The sequence below is a fragment of the Phenylobacterium sp. genome (assembly GCF_030680185.1).
Taxonomy (GTDB): Bacteria; Pseudomonadota; Alphaproteobacteria; order Caulobacterales; family Caulobacteraceae; genus Phenylobacterium.
In genome coordinates, this window is sequence record NZ_JAUXVZ010000051.1 from 45,689 (window position 1) to 64,931 (window position 19,243).

12 protein-coding genes are annotated in these 19,243 nt (G+C 66.9%); 5 read left to right on the top strand and 7 right to left on the bottom strand.

Annotated elements, in window-relative coordinates; translation table 11 throughout:
• The first annotated feature begins 140 nt into the window (after positions 1-140).
• Positions 141-1,241 carry a DUF2817 domain-containing protein gene (locus Q8L83_RS11975; protein WP_305287213.1) on the top strand — a complete coding sequence of 367 codons (1,101 nt, stop codon included), beginning with the start codon at positions 141-143 and terminating at the stop codon, positions 1,239-1,241.
• A complete protein-coding gene (locus tag Q8L83_RS11980) occupies positions 1,238-2,194 on the top strand; it encodes an ornithine cyclodeaminase family protein (protein ID WP_305287216.1) in 957 nt (318 codons plus the stop codon). The genes Q8L83_RS11975 and Q8L83_RS11980 overlap by 4 nt, the downstream gene beginning before the upstream one ends.
• Positions 2,195-2,196: 2 nt before the next feature.
• Here Q8L83_RS11980 and Q8L83_RS11985 read toward each other — a convergent pair whose 3' ends face one another.
• From Q8L83_RS11985 to Q8L83_RS11995, 3 genes are read right to left on the bottom strand one after another with little or no spacing between them, the layout of a single operon-like run.
• Positions 2,197-3,327 carry an alanine racemase gene (locus tag Q8L83_RS11985; RefSeq protein WP_305287218.1) on the bottom strand — a complete coding sequence of 377 codons (1,131 nt, stop codon included), beginning with the start codon at positions 3,325-3,327 and terminating at the stop codon, positions 2,197-2,199.
• An 11-nt stretch (positions 3,328-3,338) separates the two neighbouring features.
• Positions 3,339-4,742 (bottom strand): aminotransferase, encoded by a 1,404-nt coding sequence (locus Q8L83_RS11990; RefSeq protein WP_305287220.1) that lies wholly within the window; start codon positions 4,740-4,742, stop codon positions 3,339-3,341.
• Positions 4,743-4,747: 5 nt separating this feature from the next.
• Complete coding sequence (locus Q8L83_RS11995) at positions 4,748-6,166, bottom strand: NAD-dependent succinate-semialdehyde dehydrogenase (RefSeq protein ID WP_305287222.1); 1,419 nt, start codon at positions 6,164-6,166, stop codon at positions 4,748-4,750.
• A 275-nt stretch (positions 6,167-6,441) separates the two neighbouring features.
• Here Q8L83_RS11995 and Q8L83_RS12000 point away from each other — a divergent pair, with 275 nt between their 5' ends.
• From Q8L83_RS12000 to Q8L83_RS12010, 3 genes are read left to right on the top strand one after another with little or no spacing between them, the layout of a single operon-like run.
• The gene (locus Q8L83_RS12000) at positions 6,442-7,782 is read left to right on the top strand and encodes a peptide MFS transporter (RefSeq protein WP_305287224.1); all 1,341 of its coding nucleotides are present in this window, start codon (positions 6,442-6,444) and stop codon (positions 7,780-7,782) included.
• Complete coding sequence (locus Q8L83_RS12005) at positions 7,779-8,960, top strand: Xaa-Pro peptidase family protein (RefSeq protein ID WP_305287226.1); 1,182 nt, start codon at positions 7,779-7,781, stop codon at positions 8,958-8,960. Before Q8L83_RS12000 ends, Q8L83_RS12005 begins: the two co-directional genes overlap by 4 nt.
• Before the next feature lie 28 nt (positions 8,961-8,988).
• A complete protein-coding gene (locus tag Q8L83_RS12010; protein ID WP_305287227.1) occupies positions 8,989-9,480 on the top strand; it encodes an Lrp/AsnC family transcriptional regulator in 492 nt (163 codons plus the stop codon).
• A gap of 15 nt (positions 9,481-9,495) precedes the next feature.
• Here the strand turns inward: Q8L83_RS12010 and Q8L83_RS12015 are convergent, their stop codons facing one another.
• From Q8L83_RS12015 to Q8L83_RS12030, 4 genes are all read right to left on the bottom strand, one after another.
• A complete protein-coding gene (locus tag Q8L83_RS12015) occupies positions 9,496-11,622 on the bottom strand; it encodes a CocE/NonD family hydrolase (protein WP_305287228.1) in 2,127 nt (708 codons plus the stop codon).
• Positions 11,623-11,667: 45 nt separating this feature from the next.
• On the bottom strand, positions 11,668-12,945 hold the full coding sequence (locus Q8L83_RS12020; RefSeq protein WP_305287230.1) for a D-serine ammonia-lyase: 1,278 nt from the start codon (positions 12,943-12,945) through the stop codon (positions 11,668-11,670).
• Between the two features lie 148 nt (positions 12,946-13,093).
• Positions 13,094-15,589 carry a TonB-dependent siderophore receptor gene (locus Q8L83_RS12025; RefSeq protein WP_305287232.1) on the bottom strand — a complete coding sequence of 832 codons (2,496 nt, stop codon included), beginning with the start codon at positions 15,587-15,589 and terminating at the stop codon, positions 13,094-13,096.
• Positions 15,590-16,015: 426 nt separating this feature from the next.
• Positions 16,016-19,129, bottom strand: a complete 3,114-nt coding sequence (locus Q8L83_RS12030; protein ID WP_305287233.1) for an amidohydrolase family protein — start codon at positions 19,127-19,129, stop codon at positions 16,016-16,018.
• Positions 19,130-19,243 lie beyond the last annotated feature (114 nt).

Here is a 19,243-nt window from a genome sequence, read left to right on the forward strand (position 1 = left end):
CGGACCCCGCCGCGAAGAAACCACGCGCCAGGGCGCCTGCAACGGCAAGATACGCCGTAAACGCCGCATCCATCGGGGGGATCGACTTCCGCCACGACACCCTATGATGGCGTCGTCCCTGACAGGAGCGCCGCGCAGAAATGATTGACGACCTGACCCGAGCCGCCGCGACCTGTTTCCCCCAGAGCTATGCCGCCGCGCGCGCAGCGTTTCGGGGTCAGGCGCCCGGCGAGGCGCGCGCCTATCCCAGCGCCGCGACAGGACCCGACGGCGAGCCCTTGTGGACCGACGCCGCCTGGATCGGACCCGCCGACGCGCAAGACGTTCTCGTCGTCCTGTCCGGGGTCCATGGGGTCGAGGGCTATTGTGGTTCGGGCGTTCAGCGCGACCTCATGGCCGCCTTTCGGCCGAACGAGGGCCAGGCCTTGTTGCTGATCCATGCGGTCAATCCCTACGGCTTCGCCTGGGACCGTCGCGTCACCGAGGAGGGCTGCGACCTCAATCGTAACTTCATCGACTTCGGCCAGCCGCTTCCGGCCAATCCCGGCTACGACGCCATTGCGCAGCTTCTGCTGCCCCGGAGCATGGAGGTCGAGGCCCTGGCCGAGGCCGAGGCCGCCCTGGCGACCTATCGGGCGGAGGTCGGCGAACTGGCCTTCCAGATGGCCCGGAAAAGCGGCCAGTATGTGGACCCCAAGGGCATGTTCTTTGGTGGCTTTGGTCCCTCAGCGGCGCAGAACACCCTGGACGCCATTGCGGCGGACTACGCCCTGGCGAGCCGTCGCTTCGTCACCATCCTCGACATCCACACCGGCCTTGGTCCCTACGGCTATGGCGAGGCCCAGTCCGAGAACCAGGCCGACACCGACTGCCATCGCCTGGCGACGCAGATGTTTGGCCCATCCCTCACCTTTCCGGAGCTCGGGACATCCTTCTCCGTGCCCATCAATGGCTCCCTCCAACTCTTCTGGGAGCAGCTGCGAGGCGATGGGCGCTACGTCTATATCTGCCTCGAGTTCGGCACCTTCAGTCAGGAGGCCAGCCGCGTCGCCTACCGTCTGGACCACTGGCATCACGCCTATGGAACCGGTGATCCCCATGACGAGATCGGCCGAGCGGCCCGCGCCGCGATGCGGGCGCAGTTCTATCCCGAAGACCTGGAGTGGAAAGAGATGGTGCTATTCCGGAGCCGCCAGATCGCACAGCAGGCCCTGAGCGGCATGAGCCGGGTGAAGTCATGAGCGCTGTCGCCCTGATCTCCGACGCCCAGTGCGCCAAGATACTCGCGCCTGCCGACGCCCTGGCCTGTATGCGAGCCCTATTCGCGCAGATGGCGGCCGGCGAGGCCGACAATTTTCCGGTGATCCGCGAGCGCCCCGGCCTTGGCGATTGCGTCTACGGGATCAAGTCCGGGGTCAACCGGGCGAGCGGCCTGCTCGGGCTCAAGATCGGCGGGTACTGGCCAGGCAATACCACGCGCGGCATGGCCCGACATCAATCGACGGTGGTGCTCACCGACCCCGAGAGCGGCGTGCCGATCGCCCTGGTGGGCGGCAATGTGATCACGGCCCTGCGAACCGCAGCCTCCGCCGCCCTGTCGGTGGACGTCCTCGCCCGCCGGGATGCAAAGGTCTTGGGGATCATCGGCGCGGGGGGCCAGGCGCTCTGGCACGCCCGGGCCGTGCTGGCGGTCCGCGACTTCGATCAGGTGCTGGTCTGGAACCGGACGCCCGAAGCCGCCGCGCGCCTGGCCTCGGCGCTTGGCCCCCACGCCAGGCCAGCGGCGACCGCCGATGCGCTGGTGAGCGCCTGCGACGTGGTCGTCACCATCACCGGCGCCACGACGCCCTTGTTTTCGGCCGACGCAGTGCGCCCCGGAACCCACTTCGCCTGCATGGGATCAGACACGGCCGGCAAGGGCGAAACCCCCGACGGGCTTCTCAGGGCGGCTCGGCTGTTTGTCGATTCCACCGCCCAGGCCCTGACGCTTGGCGAATGCCAACGCGTTCCCGAAAGAGCCGAGGCGCTGACGCCGCTGGGCGGGGTCATCCTTGGCCGAGCCCCAGGCCGGGTCTCGGACGATGACGTCACCCTGTTCGACGGGACGGGCCTTGGTCTGCAGGATCTCGCCATGGCTCAGCTGGTCCTGTCGAAGGCGAGCCAGACGAGCGAAACGACGGTGGTCGAGATCTGAGGCTACCAGCCCCGTTCGCGGGTCCAGCGGTCGAGGATCTCCTCGCCGCGGACGACCGTGTAGGCCCCGTGCTGCGCCCCGGTGGCGCAGGCATGATTGGGCAGGATGCGCAGCCTTGACCCAATGGGAAAGGCGCTCAGATCCAGGCCCGCGCCGGCCCGATCAGCGATGACCCCGTGCTCCTGATTGGCCGACACCATGATCAGATCGCCGATCGGCGCCCCCGCCATATCGCAGACCAGGCCATAGCCCTGGTCCACGGCCTGGCGCTCAGTGCCCCTGTCCCGCGACATCGCCATCCATCCGGCGTCGGTGATGATCCAGTTCCGGCTGGCCTGATGGCCGATCACTGTGGTCAGGACCGACAGGGCGATGTCGTTCGGCGAACAGACCCCGACGCCGGCCATCACCAGGTCCTGGAACATGAAGACCCCGGCCCGCACCTCGGTCACGCCGGTCAGGTCCTGGGCGAACAGCGCCGTGGGAGTAGAGCCAACACTGACGACCGGCGCGGCCCAGCCAGCGCTACGCAGACGCTCAGCCGCCTGCACGGCGCCCGAGCGCTCCAGTTCGGCATAGGCATGAAGATCTTCCAGGCTGCGGGCCTGATAGCTCTCACCGGCATGGGTGAGAACGCCCCCTAACGCGCCCGCCCCGCTCAGGACGGCGCCGATCTCCAGCAGCTCGGGGGCGTCGGGCCGCACGCCGCTGCGGTGACCATCGGTGTCGATCTCGATGAGGACCGTGATCGGCGGACCGCCTGCCGCGAGAAAGCCGCAAAGCGCCTCGGCCATCGCCACGCTGTCCAGGATGACGGTAATCTTCGCGCCACGGCCCGCCAGTCGCGCAATGCGCGGCAGTTTGTCCGGGGAGACACCGACCCCATAGAGGATGTCGTCGAACCCGTGGCCGAAGAAGTACTCGGCCTCATGCAGGGTCGAGACCATGATCGGCCCACCCTGCGGCAAGGCGCGACGGGCGACGTCCACGCACTTGGCCGTCTTCATGTGAGGACGGAAGGCGACCTTGGGCCAAGGCGCCAGCTGGGCGCCCATCCGAGCCAGGTTCCGGTCCAGCCGGTCAAGGTCGAGGATCAGGCTGGGTGTTTCGACCTGACTCAGATGTTCACTCACGGGTCTTGCCCTTATGCGGCAGGGAACACGGTCGCCAGCGCCTTACCGACGCGCTCGACGATCACGCCGACATCATCCTTGGTCAGGACGAGCGGCGGGGCAAATCCCAGAATATCGCCGCCCGGCATGCCCCGGGCGATCAGGCCAAGGTCAGAGCACGCGGCCGACACGCGCGCGCCTATACGCTCAGCCGGATCAAACCGCGTCTTGGCGTCCTTGTCGGCCACAAACTCGATCGCCGCCAACATGCCTACCCCTCGAACCTCACCGACCTTGGGATGATCGGCGAAGGCGGCCTGGAGTTGCGCCAGCAGGTAAGGCCCCACCGAACGCACATTGCCCATGATGTCCTCGCGCTCGATAAGTTCGAGGTTGGCAAGGCCCGCGGCGGCGCAGACCGGATGTGCCGAATAGGTATAGCCATGGGAGAAGGCGCCGTAGGTGTCCTGCCCCGCCTGCAGGACCTCCCACACCCGTTCCCCGACGATCACGCCGGACAGTGGCAGGTAGGCGCTGGTCAGCCCCTTGGCGACGGTGATCAGATCGGGGGCCATGTCATAGACGTCGGATCCGAAGTTCTCGCCCAGACGGCCAAAGCCACAGACCACTTCATCGGCGATCAGCAGGATGTCGTACTTGCGCAGGACCGCCTGGATGGCGGCCCAATAGCCGGCCGGCGGCGGGACGATCCCGCCGGTGCCCAGCGCCGGCTCGCCGATGAAGGCTGCCACGGTCTCAGGGCCTTCCTCGAGGATCAGGCGCTCCAGGTCATCGGCGCATTGGGCCGAGAAGGCGTCCTCGCTCATGCCCGGCTTGGCTTCCCAGTAGTGGTGCGGCGCGGTCGTGTGGCGGATGGGGCCATACGGCAGGTCGAAGCCGGCATGGTAGACATCGAGGCCCGTGAGCGCTCCGGAAATGATGGTGCCGCCATGATAGCCCCGGCGTCGCGAGATGATCTTCTTCTTCTGCGGGCGACCCAGGACATTGTTGTAGTACCAGACGAGCTTGACCTGGGTCTCGTTGGCGTCCGAGCCGGACAGGCCGAAATAGACCCGCTTCATGCCCTTCGGCGCCATGGAGAGGATCTTGTCGGCCAAGCGAATGGCCGGCTCGTTCGTGGCCCCGGCATAGGCATGGTAGTAGGCCAGCTTGCGGGCCTGGTTGGCGATGGCGTCGGCGATCTCTTCGCGTCCATAGCCGACATTGACGCAATAGAGCCCGGCGAACGCGTCCAGGAACTCCCGGCCGTGCTGGTCGCGGATCCAGGCGCCGCGCCCGCCCGTGACGATACGGGGCTCGCCCGCCTCCCCCGCCGCATAACTCCTCAGGCTGGTGAACGGATGGATCAGTGAAACCTGATCCAGGCGCTCCAGGCTCTCATTGAGACGCGGAGCGCTATCGAAATTGGCGGTCAAGGCGGTCACCTGTGATGGAGGCAAAGATACTTGGTGTCGGTGAAGTCGAGCAGGCCCTGCTGGGCGCCTTCCCGGCCGAGGCCGGACTGGCGACGCCCGCCGAAGGGAATGGGGGGCCCGGTCATGCGGGCGCTGTTGACCGCGACCATGCCGTAGTCGAGGGCCTGCTGGACGCGGATGGCCCGGCCGAGATCGCGGGTCTGCACGTAGGCGGCCAGCCCATAGATGCTGTCATTGGCGCGGCGGACGACTTCGTCTTCGTCGTCGAAGACGATCACGGGCGCGACGGGACCGAAGGTCTCCTCATGGAAGATCCGCATCTCTTCCGTGACCTGGTCCAGAACCGCAGGCGCGCAATAGGCCGGCCCGTCGGGCGCCTCGCCTCGGAACCTCAGAATCGCGCCCTTGGCCAGCGCGTCGTCGATCTGGGCTTCACAGGCCTTCGCCTGCGCCGCATGGATCATCGGCCCCATGTGTACGCCCGGCTCGAGGCCTGACCCGACCTTGAGGGCGGCCGTCGCCGCCACCAGCTTCTCGACAAAGGCGACGTGGAGACTTCGGTGGACGAAGATCCGATTGGCCGCCAGGCAGTCCTGGCCTGAGGTGACGAACTTCGCCGCCACGCAGTCGGCCACAGCAGCGTCCAGATCGGCGTCGTCTAAGATGATGAACGGCGCATGCCCGCCCAATTCCAGAAGGACACGCTTAATGGTGGGGGCGGCGTCCCGAAGGATCCGCCGCCCCACCGCTGTCGATCCCGTGAAGCTCACCGCCCGCACCAAGGGGTGTGCGACCAGATATTCTCCAAGGGAGGCCGACAGGCCCGTCAGCGTGGAGCAGACGCCTGTGGGGAAGCCCGCCTCCCGCGCTGCGACCTGGATGGCGAGCGCCGTCAGGGGCGTCTCGGGCGAGGGTTTGACCACGACAGCGCAGCCTGCGGCCAGGGCCGCGGCGGCCTTCCGCAGGATCATGGCGAATGGAAAATTCCAGGGGGTGATGGCCACCGCCACGCCGAGCGGCGCGGGCGTGGCCGAAAGTTGAGACCCCGGGATATGGCTTGCAATCACCGCGCCATTGACGCGGACGGCCTCCTCGGCGAACCAGTCGACGAAGGCCAGGCCATAGGCCACCTCCCCCCGGGACTCCGCGAGAGGCTTTCCCTGTTCCCGGGTGATGAGCATCGCCAGATGATCGGCCTGCGCCGCCAGGATATCGCGCCAGCGCCGGAGGCAGGCCGCGCGCGCCTGGGCCGTCTGGCGGCTCCAGGCCGGAAAGGCGGCGGCGGCGGCCTGGACGACGCGTTCAGCCTCATCGAGGCTCAGGTCGGGGGCCAGCCCGACCTGAGCGCCCGTGGCCGGATCAAAGACCGGGAAAAACGGTCCTGTCGCCTGCGGCTCGGTATCTTTGATCTTGGACGACAACATCGCTCCCCGCCTCTCTCCCCAAGGCTAGGGGGGCGGTCGCCGCAAGACTTCGAGAAGGGGGATGACGGACGAAGTGATCTTCTGCGAATGGGTCGGTTTTCAGTGGCCTCTTCGGAGAGGGTCTGAATTGTCCCAATCAGGACAGTCCTCCCCAGGATTGCCGCGGTCAGAAGATTCTTTCGTCAAAAGCGCCTTGCGCGGCGGACATCTCGCCCTTTGGTCCAGATCATGACCAGCGTCGGAAGCTATGGCCGCGGGGGAAGATGATGGTCGACATGTCCACGAGCCTTTGGCGGCAGCCGGCCGGCGTCTACCTGGTCGCGGCCGCCGAGTTCTGGGAGCGATTTTCCTACTATGGGATGGTCGCGCTGCTGGTGCTGTTCCTCAGCACCGCCACCGCCGATGGCGGGCTGGGCTGGAGCCGCGATCAAGCCCTGCAGACCTATGGCATCTTTGCGGGCCTGGCCTTCTGCCTGCCGGCCGCCGGCGGCTGGATCGCCGACCGCTGGCTGGGAGAGCGTTCGGGCGTCCTGTTGGGTGGTCTGGGCATTCTCCTGGGCAACCTGTCGCTGTTTCTGATGACCTGGGGCCTCCAGGGCGCGCTGGCCGGAGCCCTGCTGTTCGCCGGTCTTGGCCTGATCGTACTGGGCACCGGGCTGCTCAAACCCGCCATCTCGACCCTGGTCGGCCGGGTGTATGACACGCGCCCCGAGCTTCCGCGGACCGCGGGCTACACCATCTTCCTGATGTGCATCTGGATGGGCTCGGTGGCCGGCACCCTGCTGGCAGGCGCCCTTGGCGAACTCATTGGCTTCCGTTGGGGCTTTCTGGTGTCGTCACTGGGCATGGCCGCGGGCCTGATCCTCTATGTGGTCAAGGCGCCGACGCTGCTCGGTGACATCGGGCGAAGGCCCGCCGCCGCCGGCAAGGCCACCGGGCTGGAGGCGAGCCGGCCGCCCATGGCGGTTCCGGCCATCCTGCTGCTCACCGCCTTCACCGCGATCTACGCCACTGCCTTTTACCAGAAGGCCGGCGTGCTGACCCTGATGGTCAAGTCAGACACCGACCGCATGGTCGGCGGGGTCGAGCTGCCGGCCTCGGTCTTCCTGACGATCAGCACCATCGGCTTCGTCATCCTGGCCCCCCTCTTCGAAGTGGCGCTGGCCAGGCTCGCCGCCCGCGCCATTCACATCGACCCCTATCTGAAACAGATCGGCGCCCTGCTGGCCCTGGCGGTCGGCTACGCCTTCTTCCTTGGGGCGGCCGCGCAGAGCGGACAGTCGGCCACTGGCCTGCACAGCGCCTGGTGGATCGTCGCCGGCTATCTCTGCTTTTCCGTCGGCGACGTGCTGATCTGGCCACCGCAAATCTCGACCATCAGTCGCCTGTCGCCGCCGCGGCTGACCGGCCTTCTGATCGGCGTCTGGTACGTCACGGTCGGCGTCGGCAACTATCTGGCCGGCTTCCTCGGCATCTATGCCGAGCGCATCGGCCTCGCCCCTTATTTCACCATCATCCAGGTCGGCCTCGTCGCCTCGGCCGCGCTGCTGTTCATCATCCGCGCGCGTTCGCCGAGCCTACGGGCCGTCGTCGATTCCTCGAAAGGCGCCGAATGAACCCCTCCCCCATCTTCGAGACCGCCGAATTCGAGGCCCGCCTGGGTCGCGTCCGGGCCGCCATGGCCGCGCAGAAGCTGGACCTGCTGATCCTCAGCGACCCTTGCAACTTCTATTATGTCAGCGGCTACGAGGCCTGGTCCTTCTACGTCCAGCAGTACCTTATCGTCACCGCCGACGGCGGCCGCCCCCTGTGGCTGGGTCGCGAGATGGACGCCCGGGGCGCGCGCCTGACCACCTGGCTGCAAGACGAGGACATCCACACCTATCCCGACACCTACGTGCAGTCGGCCGAGCGCCATCCGGCCCAGTTTCTGGCCGCCTTCCTGGCCGAGCGCGGGCTGGACAAGGGGCGGATCGGCACAGAACTGCAGAGCTATTACCTGACCGCCAAGACCCAGGCCGTGCTCGAGGCCTCCCTGCCCAACGCCACCCTGGTCGAGGCCAGCCTGCTGGTGAACTTCATCCGGTCGAAGAAGTCGCCGGCCGAGGTGGCCCTGATGCGCCAGGGGGCGAAGATCGTCGAAAGCGGCATGCGCACGGCCATCGAGCATACGCGGCCCGGCGTCCGCCAGTGCGACGTCGCCGCCGAAATCTATCGCGCCCTGATGCGCGGCACGGCCGAGTATGGCGGCCAGTACGCCGCCTCCCCGCCCTTCATGCCGACCGGGGAGCGCGTGGACACGCCGCACCTGTCATGGACCGACGCCCCCTATGAGGCCGGCGGTCAGGCCAATTTCGAACTGGTGGCGGCGCGCCATCGCTATCACACGCCGCTGGCCCGAACCGTATTTCTGGGCGAGCCATCCCAGGCCCTGCTCGACCTGGAGAAGGCGGCCCTGGACGGCGTCGAAGCGGCGCTCGAGGCGGCCAAGCCGGGCGCCACTGCCGCAGACGTCGAGCATGCGTGGCAAAAGGCCGCTGGGCGCCGCGGCGTGCATAAGGCCGCCCGCTGCGGCTATGGCATAGGCATCGCCTATCCCCCGACTATCGGCGAGCTGAACATCAGCTTGAGGCCGGAAGACAAGACGGTGTTGGAGGAAGGCATGACCTTCCACCTGATGCCGGGGGTCTGGCAGGAGAACGCCTCCATCGTCATCACCGAGCCCTTCGTGGTGACGGCGACGGGGTCGGACACCCTGTGCAAGTTCGAGCGGCGACTGTTCGTCACCGACTGAGTTCAACCTGCGGCCTTCGGAACCGATCATGCAGATCGACAGCTTCGACCTTAAAATCCTCGACGTCCTTCAGAAGGACGGGCGGATCACCAATGCCCGCCTCGCCCTGGATGTCGGCCTGTCGGAAAGCGCCTGTTTCAACCGGGTCAAGCGGCTCGAGCAACAGAAGGTGCTGCAGCGCTATGGCGCTCAGTTTGACCAGAAGGCCATCGGCTCCTTCGTCACGGTCGTGGCCTGTGTGACCCTGGAGTCGCACCGGCAACATGAGTCCGCACGCTTCGAACAGATCGTGGCCGCCACGCCTGAGGTAGTGGAATGCCTCTTCGTCGCCGGACAGTTCGACTACATGCTCAAGGTCGTGGCGCGGGACATGACCGACTATCTGGCGACGATGGACGGCCTGATGGACGCCTTTGGCAAGATGAGCCAGTTCTCGTCCTACATCGTGATGCGCAAGACCAAGGAAGAGGCCATGGCGGCCAGCTACCTCGCCCAGAAGGCGCGACAGCCGGCCCTCTGATTAGGCGCGCAGGCCTTATTTCGCGCCCGCCTCCGCCAGCACCGGCAACACGATCGCGCTGCCGGACCGTCCGCCGACCGACAGGGTGATCTCCGGCTCCGGCAGGATGGGCGGGGTGATGTAGTTGTCGGCGTCCGCCCCCGTCACCACCACCCGAATCCGATGCCCCGCCTTGAAGCGGTAGGCTGTCGGCTGCAGGTCGGCGACCAGCCGGACGGGGCCGGCGTTGAATGGCCTCGTGGCGGCGACGGCGGCCCGGCTCGACTCCGAGAAGGGCAGACCCATGACGTCATAGGGCGCCGATGCAAGGGTGCGGTGAGAGGCGCGGATCACCGCCTCGGTCACATAACTGGTCCCCTCAGGTCCGACATCTTCCAGATAGACGAACACGTCCCCGTCGGCGGCGGTGGAGCGAGCCAGCAAGGTGATGACCGGATGACCCACCACCACCAGATCGTCGGCCAACGGCGTCGTGGTGAAGGTCAGGCCCTTCTGCGCATGGGCCGCCAGGTCCGGATAGGCCATCTCCGGCGCGCCGCTGAAGGAGTCGTGATAGCGCGACTGCGGCCCCATCGTGGCCAGGTAATCCACCGTGAAGCTCATCTCGGCCGCCGCGCCAGGCGTCGTGGCCAGGCCGCCCTCGCCCGCTCCGCCCAGGAGGTGGAAGGTTTCGGCCCGCGCGTCCGGGGCAGGCCACTGCTCGGCGCCCGCCCAGCGGATCGCGCCACTGGCCTTATAGCCATAGTGGACGGGCGGATCGTTCATCACGCCGTTGTCCCGTCCCTTCAGCCAGTGGTCGAACCAGCGGGTGGCTTCAGCCGTCAGCAGTTCACGGGCTCGGGCCTCGGCATGGATCAAGGGGCTCCGCTGGGATCCGTTGTCCTCATTGGGGCCATGGCTCCAGGGGCCGATGGTCATCTTCTTTGGCCCATCGAGGTTCTGGAACAGCTGGGTCGCCCCCACCGTGTCCATGTCGTACCAGCCGCTCCACACATAGGTGGGAACCTTGGCCGCCTTCAGGGCCGGCAGTTTCAGATGCGGCGAGACCATGCCGGTCGTGTCCGGCTCGGAGAAGACCTCGGTGTCACGGAAGAGGTGCAGGCCCGCCAGGGCCTTGGCCTGGAGATTCGCATCCGGCCGCTGGCGATCCATAAGGGTGGCGGCGTCCAGGAAGGTGGCGCTCGCCTCCGCGAGGCTGGTCAGCTCCCAGGCCTGGGCCAGCGCCTGAACCGTCCCGGCAAACTCAGGACTCAGCCCATGCAGCGCACGCAAAGCCGAATCCGGCGGCGTATTGGCCACCCGCGCGTCGAGGATTTCCCGCAGGCGCACGCCGTCGGGATCATCATCCACGGGCACGACCTTGGCCGCCACCGGGGCCTCGACATCCAGGCCGTCGCTGCGGGCCTGGGCGGCCTGGAAGCCGACAATGCCCTTGTGCAGCACGCCCGTCCCGCCGCTCATCAGGCGGTAGAAATCCAGGGCCGGCGCGGCCGGAAAGATCGCCTTGAGGGCCGGCGGCGCCTCGGCCGCCACCATGAGCTGGGTGATGCCCGGATAGGATCCGCCCATCATGCCGACCTTGCCATTGCTCCAGGGCTGGTCGGCGATCCAGGCTACGAGGTCGGCCCCATCGCGGGCTTCTTCCGGGGCGTAGTCGGTCAGGCGTACGCCCTCCGAGGCGCCGGTCCCACGGCCCTCGGCCCGGACGAAAATGTAGCCGTGACGCATGATCTCTGGGATCGATTCCCGGCCCGTGTCCCAGAACAGAAGCCGGCCGCTGCTGTCGCGAGATGTCAGGGCGCCAATGCTCTGGCCCTTCATCAGGACGCCGAGATTGGTTGAGATCGACCCGTCAGGCAGCTGCCGCGCCCGCCAGTAGCGGGCGTAGTAGAAGATCACCGGCAACGGCTTTTCCTCCACCCCGGCCGGCGTCATCGGCCTGTAGATGTCGACAGCCAGGCGGGTCCCATCGCGCACCGGCACATAGATCGACTGCCGCTGATAGCGCGAATAGGCCGGGTCCTCGACCGGGGGCAGACGGCCAAATCCATCCCCGGCGGGCGCCGCGGCGCAGGCCTGGCCACCGCTCAGGGCGAGCGCCATGCCGATGACAGCCAGGAAGCGCTGGTAAAGGGAGGTCATCGTCTCAAGCCTTGCATTGTGGAACTGGCCGCAGGTTGAACCTGATCAGAGGTCCAGAAGGCGGTGGAATTCGTCATCAGGCAGCGCCGCCCCGCCTGTGGTCCAGACCAGGTGGGTGGCCTTGGCCAGGCGCACCGCAAGCGCAGGCTCGGCCCGCGCGGCCGCCAGGAACGGCTCGACAGCAGCAAGGCCAGAGGCCGCGGACGGCTCCAGCCGCAGGCCGTTGACGCCATGGGCGTGGCGCATCCAGGTCAGCATAGCGTTGTCCGGTATGGCGACGACGGCGTTGATCGCGGGCCCAACCTGCTCCAGGACGAACTTGGAGCAAACCGGCACCGCCAGGCCATCGGCGATCGTGTCGTTCCGCAGCCCAAGCTCATAGATCGAGACCGGCTCCCGCCCCCCCATCGCCATGGCGGCCAGCAGGCAGGCCGACTGGGTGGGCTCGACAAACACGCCGAGCACCCCGGCGCCGAAGAGCGCCTTCAGTCCGAACAGCACCCCGCCGGGGGCCCCGCCGACGCCACAGGGCAGATAGACCACGATCGGCGCGTCAGGGTTGGGCACGACACCCTGGGCCGCCAACTGACTGGCCACCTCGCGGGCCGCCACGGCGTAGCCAAAGAAGAGGTCCCTCGAGCGTTCGTCATCGATGAAGTGTACGCGCTGGCCGCCGGTCGAGGCGACGCGGGCCCGGGCGACCGTTTCGGTATAGTGGCACTCATGCTCGATCACCTTGGCGTCGAGGGCGCGGAGCCGCGCCTTCTTCCAGGCCTTGGCGTCGATCGACATGTGGATTTCAGCATTGAGCCCCATGGCCCTCGCTACCAGGCCGATGCTGAACCCCAGATTTCCTGTGCTGGCCACGGCGACCGAATGCAGGTTCAGCACGGCCTGGGCCTCGGGCTCCAGCAACGCCTCGAGGCTCTCGCCGGGCGCCAGCAGCGCCTCGTCCCGCGCAATGCGCTCCACATAGCAGAGCAGTTCGTGCACCCCCCCACGCGCCTTGATCGACCCGGTCATCGGCAGGGCGTGGTCGCCCTTGACCCAGAGGTTTGTCAGGCCGGCAGGCGGCTCGGCATAGGCGAACAGCTCCGACTCGATGCGGCCGGACCAGCCCTCACCGGGGAAAAGCCGGCTCAGCAGCGGCTCGAAGCGCTCGAACCGGTCGGCCGCCCGCTGAATTTCATCGAGATCAGCAGCCGAGACGCCCAGGTCGGCCACGGCAGGATTGAGCCATACCGCCGGCTGTCCGCCCCGCAGCTGCGTAAAGAGGTGGTCGGCCGCGTCGTGGGCGCGCGCCGGATCGTTGTCTCGTCCCATCCGGCTATTTTGCAGGACTCCGCCGAGGAGTATTTCGAACAACACCCTCAAAACGGGACAACCTTCGCCGATCCCTCGGCGAAGGTGCGCCCGACCCATGGCGACGCCGCCGGATTCCGGACCCGGAACCGGGGCGTCGCCTCTGAGGCTAGAACTTCTTGGAGACCCCAAGATAGACGTAGCGACCGCGATAATCGGCCAGGAACCGATCCCAGCCGTCCGTCGAGGACGCCACAAACGGCAGCTCGGCGTCGAAGACGTTCTCGGCGCCGGCATAGACCCGCACCCCTTGCAGGATGACCGGCGCGTCCGGAGCCACGGTGTAGCCCACCTGGAGATCTGCGGTGACATAGGGATCGACCCGGCGGCTGACCACGCCCGGCAGGATATCCTTGTAGCTGCCGGTGTAGCGAACGAAGGCCGAGGCGTCGAAGTCCTGATAGTTCCACAGCCCGCCGGCGACCCAACGCCACTTCGGGATCGGGCCAAAAGTGCCGCTGTAGTTATCCAGGCGATCCACAGTCACCGCCCCGGCCGTGTCCTTGAACTCCATCGTGTAGGTCGCATTGAAGCTCAGGGTGAGCTGGCCGATGGCCAGATCGGGAACCATGTAGTTGGCCCCCAAATCGATGCCTTCGGCGGTGCGATCGCCGCCGTTGGAGAGACGGAGGTCCAGGGTGGGATACTGGGTCACAGGATCCCGGGTGATCGTCCCGCTTGGGGATGTGCCGTTGAGCAGCGCTTGGCCATCCGGGGTCGCGATCAGATCGGTGATCTCCACCCGCCAGTAGTCCAGGTTCAGAGACAGGCGATCGACGAAGCTCGGCAGATAAACGACGCCAATGTTGTAGGACTCGCCCAGCTCTGGCTTGAGCGCCGTATTGCCACCGACGATACGGTCGACCGGCAGGTTGCCGCCGCGGACAGGGTCATAGAAGAAACCGCCGGGCTCAGTGTTGCGCGATTGCGCCGCATAGAGCTGCGCCAGAGCCGGGGCCCGGAACGATTCCGCCCAGGACGCCCGCAGATAGAGGCTTTCCTGCAGGAAGCCCGCGCGGAGACTGGCCTGTTTCACCGTCGCATCGCCGAAGTCGCTGTAGTCTTCGTAGCGAATGGCGCCCGTGGCCTCCAGCGAGCTGAGCGCCATGGAGTCGGGATTGGAGATCAAGGGCACGAACAGTTCGCCGAAGACGGTCTTGTTCTCACGCGAACGCTCCTGATCGGTTCGCCCGCCGCCATTCCACCAGTAGACGGTGTTCTTCCAGCCAGCGTCATAGGTCGCGGTGTAGTCGATCTCGCGGTACTCGCCGCCAAGTGCAAAGCGCACCTGGCCGGCCGGCAGGGAGAAGACCGGGCCAGTGACGATGGCGTAGGTGGTCGCCACCTCGTTCTTGATCTCGTAATTGCTGGTGGGGCTCAGGCCAGCGAGTTGGGCGGCGCTGTTGGCGTAATGACCGAAGGGGTTGAAGGCCGTCGCGTCCGTCCGGTTGACCGCCGCCTGGGCGGCGGCGAGCGAGATGTCGTTGACGTAGTGTTCCTTGACCGTTTTTTCGTAGCGGCTGTACCCGGCCTCGTAGGTGAAGCCGTTGAGCTTGCCCTTCAGGCCCACCGTGCCCCGCAGGTTGGTGGTGTCGAAGTATTCGGTGATGGGGCCAAACTCGTTCGGCCCGAACTTGTAGACCGCCGTCACCGGCGCGCCGAACGGGTTGTAGGGATTGTTGGCCGGCGCCGTGACCACCACCACCGGCGAATCCAGGGCGACGAAGGTCTGGTCACGGGTGCTGAAATAGCCGTCGGTGAACAACACCAGGCGCTCATCGATCAGGTCGTAATTGGCCGACCAATGACCCGAAAAGCCCTTCTGGGGCGGGAAGGTCCCCTCCTCGTTGGTGGACACGGCATCGTCCTGGCTGCGCGGCTTGTAGTCCGCCAGCGAGGTTCCGGTCTGGCCCACTGGAACGCGCGTGGTGTCGACTGTGAGGGAGGTCCCGTTCACGACCAGCATGTTCGGGGTGGTGACCGCGGTGCTGCGGCGATCAGTTCCGCCATAGGCGCGATAGTCACGGCTGGCGGTCAGCGCGCGATCGTCCTTGGTCATGCCGTTGCGTTCTTCGAAGGCGACGCTACCGACGAAGTCAAACCGATCAGTTTGCGTGCCAAACAGCGCGCCGATCCGCTTGTAGCTGGCGTCGCCATCGGTGGTATTGCCGTATGAGGCGAAGGCCTCGACCCCGTCGAAGCGGTCCTTGAGCTTGATGTTCACCACGCCGGCGATAGCGTCAGACCCGAAAATGGCCGAGGCGCCGTTCTTCAGAATCTCGATGCTCTGGACGCCTTCGGCCGGCACAGCATCCACATCGGGGGTGTCTTCTCCACCGAAGCGGCGGCCGTTGATCAGAACCAGCGTATAGGCTGAGCCCAGGCCCCGCAGGTTCACCGAGGAGCCGCCGCCGGTGTATTCGTTGTTGGTGGGGGCCAATGATGCCCCGATCGAAATCGGCTGGCTGCGCAGCAAGGTCGAGATCGACTCGCCCGACGTGGCCTGAACGATGTCCTCGCCCAGCACGTCGATCGGCGTGGCGTTGGTCACCAGATTGGCGCTGGTGGCGATGTTCGAGCCGGTGACCACAATCTCCTGGACCATGTCGCCGTCGTTCGCGGACTGGGCCAGCGCCGGATAAGCCCCCAGGCACAAGGCCGCGGCGCTTACGCCGCAAAACAAATGTTTCATCGATCCCCTCTTTTTGCCGTTCCCCGAGCCTGCTGGCTGCGTGAGCGCCGGATCTGCGAGATCGCCTTAGCGAAACGCTCCGTGCGAGGTAGATGCTATCGAGGCGGCAAAAGGGCGCTGTGCGCCCCGAAGGCGGTCAGGCCGCGGGATATTTCTTTTGCTTCGCTGATTTTTGAAGATTTCCCTTCATTTGCGCGATGGGTTTGATTGCTTCTTGGGTGGGCGCCGGCGCCCAAGAGTTGAGCGCATCGGCGTTCTGCCAAGTTCGCCGCGCCCAATGAGAAGGCGCGCCAGAGACCCGGCGCGCCTTCCTGAAATCAAGCCGGCCAGACGCCGCGCCTATCGCGTCATCATCCATCGCCGGGGCCCATATTGGCGCGGGCTGGGCCAGACCTCGTCAAGGGTTTCAGCGTCATACAGACGGCCCTGAGCCATCACCTGGACGATCGAAAGGCTGTTGCGGATATCGGCCAGAGGGTCCGCCTCAAGGATGATCAGGTCGGCGATCTTTCCCGCGGTGATGGAGCCCAGATCGGCCTCCAGCCCCAGGTATCGCGCATTGACGATGGTGGCGGCCTCCAGCGCTTCAATGGGGTCAAGCGCCAGGGCGAAGGTCCAGATTTCTCGGTGAGTCCCCAGGCCCTGGTCCTGGCCATGGCCGCCGACCCCGACCTTGCCGCCCGCGCGGACGATGTCCTTGACCCCTTGCACGGAGAGGATGGCCGGATATTCCGCCAGGGGGCGGCGGGTGAAGTTGGTCTTCCGATAGAGATCCTTCCACGGGACCCAGAGCTGCTGCTTCCGATCGCCGGTCAGGTCCTGTTCGGACATGAAGTACTCGATCAGATACAGGCCCTGGCCCGGGGTGATGAGTTCGGGATTGTACTGGGTCCCCGAGCGGGCGACGAACTGGACCACGTCGTCATAGAGGGGCAGGTCCAGCAGCGGGTGCTCCCACGCCGTCTGGCCATCCATGATCATGCCGAGATTGTAGCCAAGGTCCATGCCCTCGCCCGTCACCAGCAGACCGCCGTGCTCACGGGCGGCCTCGGTCGCCCACTGACGCTGCGCCCGGCGCGGCTGATAGTACTGCTTCAGGCCGATGGCCCCCATGCCGGCCAGCCGCGCCGCGGTGTCGTCGGCAAAGCTGCGGTCGCTCAGCAGGAGGCCGCCATGGCCGTACATCGGCGTGCCGGTGCTGAACACCCGAGGACCGATCAGTCTGCCCGCCGCGGTCTGCTCGGCCAGAGCGAAGACCGAGAAGGTCGGCGCGGCAGGATCAAACAGGGTCGTCACGCCATAGGCCAGGTAGTTGGCCGATCTGGCCCGGTGCGGCGGGATGATCTCGTGGTCGCCGCCGCTCACATGATGGGCGTGGATATCGATCAGCCCCGGCATCACCGTGCGGCCCTGCAGGTCGATCACCCGCGCCGCGCCCTCCACGGGAATGTCGGCGCCGACCGCGACGATGCGCCCGTTGCGGACCAGGATCACGCCGCGGTCGATCACCTGGCGCTGGTCCATGGTCAGGATGCGCGCATTGATCAGGGCCAAGTCCCCCACCGGTGTGTTGGATGGGACCTGGAGGGCTGTCGCAACGGTCTGCTCGCCCCCGCTTTCGGGATCGACCAGCTTCAGGTCCGGTCCCTGAAGAAAGGCCAGCCGGCCATCTGCGCTCCAGGAGGCGAACCCGCCGCCACGGGTGGTGATTTGCTGGATTGAGCTGCGCGGATCATCTGCGGCGAGCACGGGGAGGCGAGCCGCAGCCGGATCGAGGCGCGCCAGGAAGATGTTCTCGCCCGCCTCAAAGGCCAGGTGTCGCCCATCGGGCGAGATAACCGCACCACTCGCGGCGCCGAGGCCGGCGTGGATACGCGGATCACCCCCGTCTGGGGCCACGGAACGCAAGAGGGCGGCAAACCTGGCGTCCCCGAGCGGGTCGGCCGCTTCGGTCGGAGATGCGACATAGATTCGGCCATCGGCGCCGAACACCGGACGGGCAAAGCGGCCATCCGTGGTGACGCGAATGACGGCGTCGGCCACGCCCCCCGCCGCCGAAAGCACGATGATGTCATTCCAACCGCCGACGCCGGTCCCCTCCCCCCGCAGGCCGCCGCCAGCGCCCTTCGCCGCCACCAGTCGTCGGCCATCGGCGCTCCAGGCGGGGTTGAGGTATTCTCCGGCCGTGGTCGTCAGCCGCACGGGAGCACCGCCTGTGGCCCGAACCTTCCAAAGATGTCCGCCGATCTCATCGTTCCAGGTGGCGAAGGCGATCCAGCGGCCGTCGGGGGACCAGGCCGGAGACAGCTCCACCGTGAGGCCGCCGCCGAACCGGGGGTTGGGTCGAAGCAGGGGCTGGGCCGCCGTCCCGTCCATGGCCTTGCGCCAGAGACGGCCGGCCGCCTCGAAGACGAACGCCTGGCCATCGGGCGACACAGCTGGCCAACGGGGCGCGCGAACCTCGAACGGCCCATCGTTCAGGCGGATCTGGGGGCGAACCTGCTCGGAAATGGTCCGGCGCACCTGGGCGGTGAAAGGGATGGTTTCCACCCGGCCATCATCGAGCCAGGCCCGCCGCAACTGGCCGCCTTCAGAATAGACGATGGATGCCCCATCGCGGGCCCAGGCGTAACCGGGCGCCAACCGGATCTGATAGAGGGTGTGGGTCTCAAGCTGGTCCGGCGCCAGGCGTTCAATCGCCAGGCGCTCCTCGCCGGTCTCCATGTCGCGCAGCCAGAGGCCGGTCTGCTGGTTCAGGCGCACGCCGTCGTGCTCGGTGACGCCGCCTGGCACGCGCCGCTGGAAGGCCATGAACCGCCCATCGGGCGACAGGCTGGGGGCGAAGTCGGAGAAGGGCTCGTCGTGGTAATAGCGGCGCCGCGCGCTTTCCTGGACCGGCTCGTCGCGGCCGGTCAAAAGGTCGAGGCGGCGGATCTGGTGGTCCGTCGGGGTCTTGAAATAGCCCTCGGCGGTGACGGGGCCCGAGGTCTGGTGGAAGTAGACATAGCGGCCGTCCGCCGTCGCCGAGGGGGCGAAGACCAGGTTGTGATCGGCGCCGGCGAGTTCGCGGGGCGCCTCGCCGTTGATCGGGATGCTCCAGATCCGGTTGGTCCGCGACCATGCGCCCAGGGCATGGGGGAGCATGCGGATCGCGATCACCGCCGAGCCGTCCGCCGTCCACGTCGGTTCGGCAAAGGCGCTGTCGGGGGCGTCAAGGATCAGGCGCGGTCGAGCGCCATCTGCGTCCATCACCCAGAGATTGGCCTGGCCGCCGCGATCGGAGACGAAGACGATGGACCGCCCATCCGGCGCGTAGCGGGGATGGTAGTTCAGGGCCACGCCGCTGTTCTGGGTGAGGGCCTGGGCCTCACCGCCGGCCGTCGAAACCCGATAGACATGCCCCAGAAGATCGAAGAGCAGCCACTGTCCGTCCGGCGAGATATCGACGGACATGCCCGTCCCCTCGGAGACGGTGAAGTCGAGTTCGCGCACCACGCCCCGCGGCGCGGTCGTGTCCCAAGAGTCCGCGGCGCCTGGCCCCGCTCGCATGAGGGCCAGGCCCCCCAA